We start from the raw sequence: 14,198 nt of genomic DNA on the forward strand, positions 1-14,198 counted from the left end.
CAACAATAAAAAATAACATAAAACATTTATCAAGAAACCTAGCAGGAGTCCTTATGAAACTGTCACCAGTTGCAAAAATAGTATGCCTGGCTTTACTTAGCTCAAGTACGGTAGTAGCTCAAGAAAGCCCCCAAAGTCAAAGCATGGAAGAAGATATTGAAAAAATACAGGTTACGGGTAGTAGAATTAAAAGAACAGATATGGAAGCTGCCAGTCCAGTAAGTGTGATCACCTCCGATCAAATTTTAGCTACTGGAATTTCTAATGTTGAAAACCTACTACAAGAAATGTCTTTTTCAGCAGGTGTTGCTGGTAACCAAACCAACGCTTACTGGACTAGTGGCGGTTATGGTACAGCACAGGTTAACCTCAGAGGAATGGGAATTAAGCGAACTCTAGTACTGCTTAACGGTAGACGCATTGTCGCTGGTGGCACAGGCGCAAACAGTTCTGTTGACTTAAACATGATCCCTACCTCTATTATTAAACAAATAGAAGTGCTTAAAGATGGTGCATCTGCAGTCTATGGCGCGGATGCTGTGGCAGGTGTTGTCAACATCATCACTAAAAAAGACTTTGACGGTGCAGAGTTAGATATCAAAACAGGTATGGCTGATGATGGCGATGGAGAAAGTCAAGATGTTAGTTTGAGTCTTGGTGGAAACTTTGACAAAGGCAACTTCTTTGTCAACGCAACTTATAGTAATAGTGAAGCTGTACGTCAATCAGACCGAATTGATTGCCCTGTCTATGGTACTGAAGAAGGAGAGCTTGTCTGTTTCGGTAGTGGTACTACTGAAGGAGGTCGCGCGTTATTACCAGACGGAACAGCGATACAGTTTAACCAAGATCCTGATACGGCAACCCACGGCAATGACTTTGGACCTTATGACAGCAGCAAACATGGGTTTGATTGGTTGCCATACTTAAATGCGGTCAGCCCGCTAGAACGAGTTAGTATTGCAAACTTTGCTAATTACCAAATAAATGATTCAATGAAAGTCTTTTATGAGGCAATGTACACCAAGCGAAAAGCTCAGCAAATTGTCACACCACGAAATGGTTTTGGCGGCATAACTGTTGACGCAGACTTCATGTATAACCCAACAGGTGAGCAAGTTGAGTTTCAGCGCCGACGTAACTCTGAATTAGGTGCACCATATTTCTTCCAAGAAACAGATACCATGAGAATTGTCCTAGGCTTAGACGGTGAATTTGATAATGGCTGGTACTGGGAAGTTGCCTACAACTACGGACGAAATACAGGCTCTGATGGCTGGACATTCGATATAGATCCAGCAAAAGCTCAACAAACTTTAGATGACAGTATATGTACTTACGATAATAGTAATGGCATTCCTTGTGGAGACTGGTTCGGTGCCAATGAACTGAGTCAAGAAGTTATAGACTACGTAAAATATCGTCGTGAAGGCACTGGCGGTAATGAAATGCGCACTTGGAGTGCTAGCTTAGCCGGTGATTTATTTGAATTACCCGCGGGTACCTTTGCTTTCGCAGCGGGGCTCGAAAAACGTTGGGAAGAAGGCTGGAGAAATCCAGATTCAACCGTACTTGCGAATGGTTTAGAAGATGAAATTTCAGGTGAATTTAGTGTTACTGAAGCCTATGTAGAATTTTCTGCTCCGCTATTAGAAGACGTAAGTTTTGCTCAAAAGTTAGACGCCGAAGTCGCATTTCGTTATTCAGATTATGACACATTAGATGCAGAATCTACGTACAAGCTTGGTCTAACGTGGAAAATTAATGAAGAAGTCATGCTCAGAACGGTAAAATCTACTGCATTTCGCGCCCCAGTTATCACTGAGCAATTTGGCGGCACAAATGGTGAAAACCTAAGAACAATAGACCCTTGTGAAAATGCAACAGGCGCTATTGCCAAGAATTGTTTAGCCGATAATGTCCCTGAAAACTTTGTTCAAGATGGTACAACGGTATTAACTAATGTGGGTGGCAACCCGGAAGTAGGCCCTGAAGAAGCCGACACACTAACCGCTGGTTTAGTGTGGAGTCCGCAATTTCTTGATGGTTTTTCAATGACGGTTGACTATTTCGATATCGACATGAAAGGAGCGATCACGTCAGTGAATGGATCTGATATGCTTAAATTATGTTATGAAGATCCAATCGGTAACTCTGAATTTTGCGGGACTTTTACCAGACATCCATTGACTCGACAAGTCACTGAGATCAATCAACGACCAGTAAATGCTGCGACAGAAAATGTCTCAGGTGTTGATCTAAATATGGACTATCGCTTTGAACTGCAAGGATTACACGCAAAAACCACTTTGGATATTACCCGTCTGTTAACACATGAAAGTACACCATTTGCTGGTCAACCGACCATAGACAAAGTAGGCTATATTACAGAAGATCAAGGTAGCTATACTAAATGGCGCAGTAATTTTAACTTCTCGGTAATGGCAGATAATTGGTCAGGAGGAGTGTCAGTACGATACATTGGCGCAGCCGATGACGTAAATGGCGGAGACTTTGATCCACTTGGAAAGTCTGTTGATGCGGTATTGTATACAGATGTACAAGGTTATTATCAACTCACCGAAGATTTGAAAATTTCTGCTGGTATCGATAATATCTTTGATAAAAAAGCACCATACCTCACCTCTTGGAATGATGCTAATACCGACGTAATGACATATGATCTTATTGGTCGCAGAGGTTTTGTAAGACTAAATTACAAATTTTAATTTGAAGTTTATGTCTTGAGAGCAAAATAAGCTCACCATTATTGGTGAGCTTATCTTTATGCAAAGCTATAATTTATAAATTAATATTGGATGTTGTTGTAGGCTATGCTGCTACCAAAATATAAAGAAATAAGTAATTTCATTTTAACAGAAATTAATAATGGCAAATGGGCAGAAAATGAAAAACTGCCATCAGAGAATGATTTAGCAGATATACTGTCGACGAGTCGTATGACAGTGCGTAAATCTATCGAGCAGCTTGTCCAAGATGGGGTACTTTATCGTCGTCCAAGTGTTGGTACTTTTGTCGCACCAATTAAAGTGCAAAGCTCATTTTTAGAGATTAGAAATATCTCGCTAGAAATCGCTGAACGAGGACATAAACACACTAGCGTAGTGCTTAGCAAAGTGCTGATGCGCCCGAATGAAAAAGTATTAAAATCGTTAAAACTAACAGCCGAAGCAGAGGTAGTTAGAATTGTGATCTTACATTTAGAAGACGACCGGCCGTTTCAACTAGAAGAGCGTTACGTCAATACCGCGTTAGCACCCAATTTTATCAATCAAGACTTTAGTAAATTAACCTGCACTGAATACCTCAATAGTATCTTACCGTTAACCAGCGCAGAAATATCGATAGAAGCAATTATGCCGCAAGGGGTGTTAAAACATCACTTAGAAATGTCGGATTCTGTTCCGTGTCTTAAAATAACGCGAGTGACGCTCTCCGGCGAAGGCACTGTAAGTTTTGCCAACCTTTACCACCCTGGTAATACCTTTCAACTTACGGGTAAACTAGTATCTATCTAATCAACCTCAAGTTTGTATAAGAAATAGCGTCAAAGCGTGTTTAAGCATACATTTAGTTCAATCTATCGTAGAAGACAGTACCTCATATGCCTTTTGATATTGACCATTAGTCGCATAAATTTTAGATAACTGTCTTTGTAACTCAACTTTATCTTGTTTAAGGTTATTGGCATTAGCATGCTCTATCGCGGTTTCAAATTTGCTATAGCATGTATCATCGTGAAGACGGCATGAAAACTCTGCAATATTTTTATACATCAGTAACTGCACTCTCGATGATTGCGTCTTAAACGCGCTTTGCTGAGCCAATAAAAGAGATTTTTCAGCATCCTCAACCAGCTGAAGTTTTTCTTGATACTGTGCCATTCTTGTCAATGAAAAAGCTTGATTCAAATAATTATTATCTTTTAACGCCCATCGGTATGACAACTCCATTGCTTTAAGTGCTGCTTGAAAATTTCCTCTAAATTCCTCTACTCTTGCGAAATTGTAGTAGCTGATTGAGGTAAAATGTAAGCTACCTAATTGCTTGAAGATTTTAATAGTATCTTGCGAAATCTTAGACGCTTCCTCAAAACGCTCTAGGCTTCTTAAAATTGTTGTATACCTTTGAAGCAATATCGCTTTATAAAGATCGTCATCTAGAAAAGATAAATATTTCTTAACCAGTTTTAGGTTATGTGCTCTTTGAGAGTCTTTATTCAGTTGTATATTTGCTAAAATCACTTCGAGCAAAGCTGCGGTCTCTAAACTAGGCTCGCCAATGCTTTTTGCTTTTACATAAGCCATTTGAGCAGTGATCAGGTGAAGATTACTTTCTCTTCTTTGAAAATGCCCTCTTGATTTATTGATCAAGGCTCTTGTATACCAAAAGTCATTTAATACGCCCGAAGAAATCGCTTCTTGTACAAAGTAAAGTATCTTTTCAGGTTGATCGATGTAATAAGCAAGTTCAGAGATAATGACTTGTAATTTTACTTTTTCATATATAGAGATATCGTCATTTAGTTGAGCTTGTAGTTCATAAAAATATTGTTCGGGTTTCTGGCTAATCCCCTCATTAATTTTATCCATTTCTAAATTCAGCGAAGCAGCACTACCAATTGCTGATCCAAACAAGAACATGATAGTCACTAAAAATTTAACCATAGTATAATCCCTTGACTCTATTACTTTCCCTAAATAGCTTAACTGACTCTGTAACCAAATAAGTACAGACATAGTACATTAACACGATTGCTCTCCTTTAAAAGGAGACAACCGTATTAAATAACTCACTGACTATTTTTCGGCCTCATTTTATAGAAAACTATCATAATGAATCGCTTCATTTGTAACACCAATCTTCTTTAATTTTGACATGGTTTCATCCATCATCCCTGTTGGTCCACACAGGTAAAATTGTGCAGAAAGCAACGTTTTTTGAGCAAAATTAGTAAATAACACTTGCTGTGCATATCCTGTCGCGCCTAACCAATCGTCCGGTTCACCAGAAAGTACCGGTGTGAAATGAAAGTTTTCATATTGTTGGCTCAGCGCAAAAAATTCATCTTTGTACAATAAATCTTCTTCATTTCTTGCGCCAAAATAAAAATGGATAGGCTGTTGAGTATTTTGTACCAGCAATTTTTCAATAATAATTGCTCTTAATGGTGCCATACCCGAACCAGCACCTATAAAAATCATAGGTCCAGCATAGCTTGCATCAGCGTAAAATTCTTCAAATGGCCCTAGCGCTTCAACAGATTCACCAACAGCTAGGTTACACATGTAGCTTGAACCTAGCCCAGAAGGTACCCCTTCTTCTGGAGCTCGTTGATACTTGATAGCAAAAACTAATTCATCTGATTGCTGACAAGCAGATGCCATGGAATAGTTTCTTGAACTGGCTTTTCTTGGATATTGGTAGTTAGCGATAGTATCCCAAAAATAAGCAAAATCTTCTGGGATCTCTTGAGGTTTCGAATAACCAATTCCTTCTGGAATGAAAAATCGCATAAAGGCACCTGCCTTATAAGTTAACGGTAAACCGTCAGTCTTAAAGCGCAGCTCTTTTATATCCGGAGTTAAGAATTTACTGGCAACTAACGTTAAGTTAAATTTCTTCGCATCGGTTATATCAAATAATGTCATATCCTGAACGTCATTTGAAAAGTGCTGACAGGCTAAACGATACCCTTGATCTAACTCTTGTTGTGAAAATTGAGCCAAATCTGAAGATGTCGGAGGTGCAGGTGGGTTGATTAGCACTTTACAGCGCCCACAGGTTCCTCCACCACCACAACTTGATGGTAACGAAATGCCATGTTCCACTAAGCCATCAAGTACATTGGTGGCAGTAGAAAGTGTTACTTGCCCCAAGGATTGCTGTTGCTGATCAAATATTTTAATGGCTCGTTTTGAGGAGAACACTGACAGCTTATACTGCCCCCTTTGAAGCAAATCAATCGTCCAAATAAGCCCAGTAAATGACAGCCATAACGTAATAAAGGCAAAGATAATAATTGGAATATTATTAAAGCTCCCCTCATTAGCATAATCCATGAAATGGAGCATAAAAAATATGTCTGCCAACCTTTTATTAGCGTCACTATGACCAACTATACGGCCAGATCCCGCTTCTATGTATACGCTGGTATCAAGATCATCAGCAAAGTTAACTTGCCAAGTCGCATTTTGTTGTTTAGGAAAATCAGCAATAGGAGGTTGTATTAATTGAACACTGTCAATCTTACCTGGTCCATTATATGACTGCATCGCGATACTTGATGCCATTTCGCGGCCTAGTTTAGTTTCCCTACCGGTATAGGCATCATACAAGCTATAGGCATTTTTAAAGTTTGGATATAACCCCTTTTCATGGTTAACAATGTAATATGGCTGGCCTAATAACTGTGTAACATTAATAGATATCGCCGCTTTTGCTTGCGCAAGAATCTGCTTAGGCTCTAATAACCTTTGTTTATCAAGTGCCACTTTATTCTCTACATTAGCACGATACGCATGGCCACCCGCTTTATGGTGATCCATCAAGTTAAAATAAATCCCCGAACCTAACCACAATAAAAACTGGATACCAACGATAATGGAAGCCCATTTATGAATTTTTTTCACCCAATCCATTAAATATTCCCCCCTTTTGCATCCAATTGAGTATCACTATTGTTCGTTTTAAATACGCGATAGAAAGTCAGTATTAAGCCACTAATGCCAGCAAAGATGCCTAACAAGGTGAACCAAAATAATAACTGGTTATCAATTTCACTGTCTTCATAGTCCATGACATGGAACCTGAACATCCAGTCGAAAATTCGCCACCACTCATGACGCTTTGCCAGTAAAGCACCTGAGCGTGCTGAGATATATAATGAAGGGCTACCAAAATCATCAAAATTCACGCGCCATGCCGGCAGAGCATCATGTACTCTGCGGCTCAATTCAAACGGCGGGTTATCTTCAATATACTCGACTTCGGCCACACCACCTGAGCCGGTATACTCAAATTGCGCTGCTTTAACTGCCTGCTGCTTAGATAACGGAGATAGCAGTTCACCGTTTTGAGCATCAACAATGAAATGAACGCCATCTTGCTTAAAGCGATATACATCGCGGTCAATAAATTTAGCTAACTGTATTTTTTCTGCATTAGGGTAAGCTTGATAAAGCGCTTGCTGAGAATAATGAATATCTTCTACATTCAGTTTTGTTTGGTGATTCTGCACTAAACTGTCACCGTGAATGTAGTCAATATCAAAAAATACCATGTAAGCGCCAGTTACCGACCAAATAACAAACTGAGCCCCAATAAATGCCATCAGCCATTTATGTAGTTTTCGGCTTGTTTTAAGCAGACTGAAAGTATCAGTTGAGCGAGGTTTTAATCCGCTTGAGCGCCACAGAAAATAAACTGCGGGTAGTAGCAATAACGTTAAAATAACCGCACTCGCCATACCGCCTACCATAGGCGCAGCAATTCGGCTCATCACTTCAGAACCAGCTCCCGTCCCATATAATATCGGTAGCAAACCAACGATGATCGCCGCTGCCGTCATCATGACAGGTCGTACCCGCATACCAGCCCCTTGCAACACGGCTTCTTGCAAATCTGACACCGTTGGAGTGCTGTTATCAGCCAGACAGCGTTCCTTTAGCGCATTAAACGATTGGTTTAAATACACCAACATGATCACGCCTATTTCAACAGCAACCCCAGCAAGGGCAATAAAGCCGACACCAACTGCCACTGAAAAATTGAAGCCCTGTAAATACATTAGCCAGATACTGCCAATCATGGCGAGTGGCAAGGTGCCCATGATAATGGCTACTTCAACAAAATTTCTGAAGTTTAAATACAGTAAAATAATGATGATCGCTAATGTTAACGGAACAACATAGGTTAGTTTTTCCTTAGCGCGTAGCATGTATTCATACTGCCCAGACCATGTAATTGAATAGCCTGCAGGTAATACTAATTTATCAGCAACTACCTGTTGCGCCTGTTGAACATAGGTACCGACATCTACACCATCGATATCAACAAACACCCAACCATTGATCCGCGCATTCTCACTTTTAATGCCTGGAGGTCCATCTGCTACATAGACATCTGCGACATCGGCCAGTGAAATACGCATACCGTTTGGTGTGACAATTGGTAACCTTGCTAGTTGCTCAGGTGAATCACGGTAATCTTGTGGGTAACGTAAATTAACCGGATATCGCTCTTGCCCTTCAACTGTTTGGGTAACATTCATGCCACCAATAGCTGACGCTACCACTTGTTGGACATCAGCGATATTAAGCCCATACCTTGCAGCCTTTTCGCGCTTAATATCAACCTTAAGATAGCGACCACCGGCAACACGTTCAGAATAAACAGACGCAGTACCATCAATATCCATCATGATGATTTCAAGCTGCTTGCCAATATCTTGAATGACGGAAAGATCTGAACCTGCGATTTTGATCCCCACAGGGGTTTTGATCCCTGTAGCTAACATGTCTATCCGTGTTTTAATTGGCATTACCCAAGCATTGGTTAAGCCCGGAAATTTCACTAATTTATCAAACTCTTTTTTCAAGCTTTCGGTGGTCACGCCTTCTCGCCACTGCGAACGAGGCTTTAATTGAATAAAGGTTTCAATCATAGTTAATGGCGCTGGATCTGTTGCCGTTTCTGCACGCCCAACCTTACCAAATACCGTTTCTACCTCTGGCACAGTTTTAATCAACTTGTCAGTTTGCTGTAATAACTCACGCGCTTTACCAATAGAAATTCCCGGATAGGTAGTCGGCATGTACATTAAATCGCCTTCATCTAATGGCGGTATAAACTCACTACCAATTTTATTAACCGGCCAAAAACCGACGACAGTGACCAATAATGCTGCAACTATAGTGGACTTAGGAAATTTCAACACTAGCTTTAACGCTGGCATATAAACCGCCGTCAACACTCTATTCACCGGGTTTTTGTGTTCAGGTAATACTTTGCCTCGGATGAAATAGCCCATTAATACTGGTACTAATGTAATAGCAAGCGCTGCCGAAGCGGCCATTGCATAAGTTTTAGTAAATGCTAATGGTGAAAACATGCGTCCTTCTTGTGCTTCTAAAGTAAATACAGGCACAAACGAGACGGTAATAATCAATAATGAAAAGAATAACGCAGGTCCCACTTCACTGGCAGATTCTGCCACAATTTGCCAACGATTTTCCTTGGTTAACGGCGTTTTCTCCATATGCTTATGCATATTTTCAATCATCACGATAGCACCATCAATCATGGCTCCTATGGCAATGGCTATACCACCTAGAGACATAATATTGGCGTTAATACCTTGCATATGCATGACAATAAATGCAGCTAGAATACCAACAGGTAAACTAAAAATAGCCACCAATGAGGAGCGAACATGGAACAAGAACACAATACAAACTAAGGCAACAACAATGAATTCTTCTAATAGCTTGTACCAAAGGTTTTCCACTGCTTCACCAATCAAGCCAGAACGATCATATACGGTGACGATTTCAACCCCTTCAGGTAAACCTTTTTTTAAGTCTTCTAATTTAGCTTTAACACCATCAATGGTTTTTTGCGCATTTTCACCAAAACGCATCACCACAACACCACCGACAACTTCCCCTTCACCATTAAGCTCAGCTATGCCACGTCTCATCTGCGGCCCAAGAGTAACTTGAGCTACATCACCAATGGTTAGTGGTGTTCCTTGTGAATTAATCCCTAAAGGAATCAATTCAATGTCTGCAAGACTTTTAATGTACCCCGAAGCTGTCACCATATATTCAGCTTCCGCCATTTCCACCACAGAGGCGCCCGTTTCTTGGTTACCGCGCTTAAGGGCTGTCTGAATATGGCTTAATGGCACATCGTAGGCTCGCAGTTTGTCAGGATCCACTTGAACCTGATATTGCTTCACCATACCACCGATAGCAGCAACTTCTGACACGCCAGGAACCGTTTGTAATTCATACTTTAGGAACCAGTCTTGCAAACTACGTAACTGGCTAATATCTAAGTTGCCTGTTTTATCGATTAACGAATATAAATATACCCAACCAACGCCTGTCGCATCAGGCCCAAGCTGCGGCCGAGCAGTAGCCGGTAGTGATGGAGCCACCTGGCTTAAATATTCAAGCACTCGGCTTCTCGCCCAGTACAGATCGGTATCTTCATCAAATATCACATAGACAAATGAATCACCAAAAAAGGAATAACCACGAACAGTGACGGCGCCCGGCACCGACAACATCGCAGTAGTTAATGGGTAAGTCACCTGATCTTGCACCACTTGAGGTGCTTGACCTGGATAATTGGTTTTAATGATCACCTGCACATCAGATAAATCAGGTATAGCATCTACGGGAGTGTTCTTTAATGAAAACAGCCCACCACCAATTAAAATTAAAGTAGCAAGTACGACAAAAAAACGATTGCCTATTGACCACCTAATAATTGATTCAATCATAGTCGTTTTCCTCAATTAATGGTTGGTGTGATCAACAACACCTGAGGTTTGCTCATGGCTGTTTTGCTTTATAGTGACATGTGAGATTTCGGTGATAATGAGCTCATCGTGCACTTCAAAAGTAAATGAGATCTCATCACCAGGATTGAAATCTGCCATTGATACGCCCTCAGTGACGATAAAATCCATGGTCGCAGCGGGTCTGTCCCATTTTTCAATGGCAGCTCGGCTGATATTAACAATACGATTTTGATGATCAATTGTATTTATCACCCCATTGACCGTTGCCATGGCGACGTCATCACTGCCTTCTTCAGGCTCAGCCATAATATGAATGGTAGTAATTTCATATCCACCATCGCTTGTTTTACTCACTTCAAAATGAAGCGACTGTCCAGAAGTTAATGCGTCCATATCGACATTGTCTGCCACATTAAAATCCATGACCATTTCAGGCCAATTCCAAGCTTCAACCGGATCATGAGAAACATTCACCATGCGATGATCTGTCATGACACTGTTCACTTGTCCCTGCACCCACACTGAATTAGGCTCTTCGTCATGAGTCATACGCTTAAAATCTGATGACTTACTTGATTCTGAGTCAATTAAAAATTGTGCAGAAGTTACCACAACATCGTCTTCAGATAAGCCCGCTAGAATTTCAATATTGTTATTATCTACCCGACCAATGGTGACTTCGACTGATTTAAATTGACCTTCACCCAAGGCAACCACAACCCTGTCTTGTTTACCTGTGCGAATAACCGCTTCTTTAGGAACAACTAACGCACTTTGGGCTTGATTGGCATGGATAGAGATTTGCGCAAACATATTGGGTTTTAATTGGAGGTCTGAGTTATCAAATTTTAATCTCACCCGAAGGGTGCGTGTTTTACTGTTCAATGTTGGATAAACATAATCCACCACGCCAGTCCATTCCCGGCTTGGTAAATAATCAAGGGTCATAGAAACTGGCAAGCCCTTTTCAATCTGCGCAACATCACGTTCAAACACTTCCGCCTCAACCCATACTTGATCTAACTTGCCAATGCTAAACAAGGTATTTCCTGGCTTAACAAAAAAGCCTTCTCTTATTTTTAAGCCATCAACCACACCCGCTTGAGGCGAATAGAAGGTAATGTTTTGCGTTACCTTACGTGTTTTTTCAAGTGTTTGAATAAACTCTAACGAAAGTTGCAACGCCTTTAAGCGCTCTCTTGCCGCATCGATAAGTGAGCGATTTTGCCGCTTTAGTGCAATCAAAAACTCTTCTTGCGCATTAACTAATTGTGGCGAATAAAGCGTATAGAGTGGCTGCCCTTTTTCCACAGGGTTACCTGCGGCTTTAACATAGAGCTTTTCAATCCAACCATCCACACGTGGATGAATATGTACTAATTTGTCTTCATCATACTGAACATATCCTACCGTTGAGATCTCAGTATGCATATTTTTTAGTTCTACCGGTGCAGTTCGAACACCTAAATTATTAATCACATGAGGGGCTATTTTAACGGCACCTGGGCCAAAATCATCATTGGATGAAGCTTCGTCATAAACTGGAATAAGATCCATGCCCATAGGAGATTTACCCGGTTTATCCCGACGATAATTGGCATCCATTGGCGCAACCCAATAAAGCGGTTTTTTCTCTACAGCACCCGTGTCAGCATTATTCTCCTCTGAATTGCTATTTTGAAAAGTCGATATTGATCCAGCCCCGATTGCGGCACCAATGACAGCAGCGATAAGTAATTTTGTATTGGTTGACATTATTTTTCTTCCCCAAATGTGTTCGATAGCGCTGGGTTAGTTAACCCATGATGGTCAGCGGTTGACTGAGCAAAAAAGTAATTAATCCGTGCAACGGTTTTGAGTAGTTCAACGTCAATTCGTAATGCCGATATTCTCGCATTAAGCTCTGCAATTCTCGCCCGAACAACTTCAGCAAAATCACCATCGTCGTTGGTATATGCGGTTAATGAAGCTTCAGCTTGATCATGTGTTTGTTTAAGCAACTGCTTTTGATATAGAGATTGTCTTTGTGAAAGACGATTGAGTTGTTTTAGCTCTTTCTCAACTGCACTGATCATTTGTTTGATTAATAGTAGCTTTTCAGTTTTTACCGCTTCAGACTCAGCGATAGATGCAGCAACCTGCTTGTCTTGCTTATTTGCAGTAAATAACGGTAAATCAAAGGTAACACCGACAGAAAATAAATCCGCTCGGCTATTCCCTGACGGCATATCATCGCGGTAAGCATAACTAGCATTAAGTCCCCACTGCGGTTGATACTGCTGTTTAGCTAACGCCACACCTTTTTCTACCACCTTTTGCTTAACATCGATGGTAAGAAGCGCCGGGTGTTTTGCCAGCTCTTTCGCCAAACGATTACGTGAATACTGTGATGGCCTTAATAACGCAGGGGCTGCTAACGATATCACTGGCAGCTGCTCAGAAACTTCAAACGACATAGGTTGAGTATCAAAGTTGAAAGCCTGTGCTAAATTGCTGTCATCATAGATATGCAGCCATTCATTTAAGCGTGCCATTGCGCTTTCTAACTTTTGTTTTTCAACCGTCAATCGATCCTCCAATTGGATGATTTCAAGTTGAGCTCTGATCACATCTTGTTGGCGAGTTTTGCCGATTGCATTGGAATAGCTCGCCTTTGCAACCTCGGCCATTTGATCGAACAAAGCGCTATCTTTTTCAATGAGCGCAATTGTCTGTTGCGCTAAATAGATATCTAACCAAATTTCAGAAACCTTGCTTTTTAACTGAGCTTTACGCTTCTCCCGTAATAATGGAAATTTTGAAGACTCAATTTTAAGTTGATTTTGTTTGATCGCTAAACTATCGCCTCTGGGCAACATTTGGGAAACACCAACCTTAAGCTGCGTCATCGCTTCTTGATCAAGGTCCCAAGTATTGGTGGGTAGGTTCATCATACCAAGAGACACTCTAGGATCTGGCAACGTACCAGCAGCAACACTACGATATTCAACGGCTTTTTGCTTTAATCGGCTATCATGCAGCCAAGGGTCGTTTTGTTGAGCCAGTGTAATTGCTTGCTCAAGTGATATCACACTTTTAGCTTGAGCGGTAACAGCCGACATACCAACCATCAAAGCAAACGTTAGCTTCGACAACCCTAAATAACTAACTTTCATTAAAACTGCTCCTCATAACTATTCACTTTGTGATAAACCTCACTGGTGCCATCATTAAAAAGAATGAGTATGTTATAAGGCATGAAACGATCACTCACTTCCATGCCAGGCGAGCCAACAGGCATGGCAGGCACCGACAAACCAATGGCATTAGAATGTTTTTCAGACAGAAATTGTTGAATATATTTTGCAGGCACATGTCCTTCAAAAACAAAGCCTTCTTTGCTCACCGCCGTATGACAAGAACGATAGTTGGGCTTTATACCTAGCTTTGATTTAATAGGGCTAATGTTGTGGAAGTTCTTTGAATACGCAATAATACCTTCATCTTCAATATGCGATATCCATTTCTTACAACACCCACAAGTTGGCGTTTTATACACCATTAACTCAATAGGTGATGTGTGTGTTTTATTTTCATTAGCCTGAGCTAACACCGGTAAGCACAGCAACATTGCTGCAATAGTTATATATCTTTTTATCATTTTCGC

General features: G+C 40.8%; 7 protein-coding genes and 1 pseudogene. 2 read left to right on the forward strand and 6 right to left on the reverse strand.

Annotation, left to right across the window (positions count from 1 at the left end; all coding sequences use genetic code 11):
- The first annotated feature begins 53 nt into the window (after window positions 1-53).
- On the forward strand, window positions 54-2,729 hold the full coding sequence (locus IV514_RS10190) for a TonB-dependent receptor (protein ID WP_206485112.1): 2,676 nt from the start codon (window positions 54-56) through the stop codon (window positions 2,727-2,729).
- 105 nt (window positions 2,730-2,834) lie between these two features.
- Window positions 2,835-3,539: a UTRA domain-containing protein gene (locus IV514_RS10195; RefSeq protein ID WP_206485113.1), complete on the forward strand. Its 705-nt coding sequence runs from the start codon at window positions 2,835-2,837 to the stop codon at window positions 3,537-3,539.
- Window positions 3,540-3,596: 57 nt separating this feature from the next.
- Here IV514_RS10195 and IV514_RS10200 read toward each other — a convergent pair whose 3' ends face one another.
- The 6 genes and pseudogenes from IV514_RS10200 to IV514_RS10225 form a co-directional block, all read right to left on the reverse strand.
- The gene (locus tag IV514_RS10200; protein ID WP_206485114.1) at window positions 3,597-4,688 is read right to left on the reverse strand and encodes a hypothetical protein; all 1,092 of its coding nucleotides are present in this window, start codon (window positions 4,686-4,688) and stop codon (window positions 3,597-3,599) included.
- Window positions 4,689-4,838: 150 nt separating this feature from the next.
- Complete coding sequence (locus tag IV514_RS10205) at window positions 4,839-6,662, reverse strand: 2Fe-2S iron-sulfur cluster-binding protein (protein WP_206485115.1); 1,824 nt, start codon at window positions 6,660-6,662, stop codon at window positions 4,839-4,841.
- A gap of 767 nt (window positions 6,663-7,429) precedes the next feature.
- Window positions 7,430-10,531: pseudogene (locus IV514_RS10210) on the reverse strand (CusA/CzcA family heavy metal efflux RND transporter); the annotation flags it as partial.
- Between the two features lie 15 nt (window positions 10,532-10,546).
- On the reverse strand, window positions 10,547-12,307 hold the full coding sequence (locus tag IV514_RS10215) for an efflux RND transporter periplasmic adaptor subunit (protein WP_206485117.1): 1,761 nt from the start codon (window positions 12,305-12,307) through the stop codon (window positions 10,547-10,549).
- The gene (locus IV514_RS10220; RefSeq protein ID WP_206485118.1) at window positions 12,307-13,707 is read right to left on the reverse strand and encodes a TolC family protein; all 1,401 of its coding nucleotides are present in this window, start codon (window positions 13,705-13,707) and stop codon (window positions 12,307-12,309) included. The genes IV514_RS10215 and IV514_RS10220 overlap by 1 nt, the downstream gene beginning before the upstream one ends.
- Window positions 13,707-14,192, reverse strand: coding sequence for a DUF411 domain-containing protein (locus IV514_RS10225; RefSeq protein WP_206485119.1), 486 nt, complete (start codon window positions 14,190-14,192; stop codon window positions 13,707-13,709). Before IV514_RS10225 ends, IV514_RS10220 begins: the two co-directional genes overlap by 1 nt.
- Between the last annotated feature and the right edge of the window lie 6 nt (window positions 14,193-14,198).

Origin of the sequence: Thalassotalea sp. G2M2-11, assembly GCF_017168195.1 — a bacterium.
GTDB lineage: Bacteria > Pseudomonadota > Gammaproteobacteria > Enterobacterales > Alteromonadaceae > Thalassotalea_E.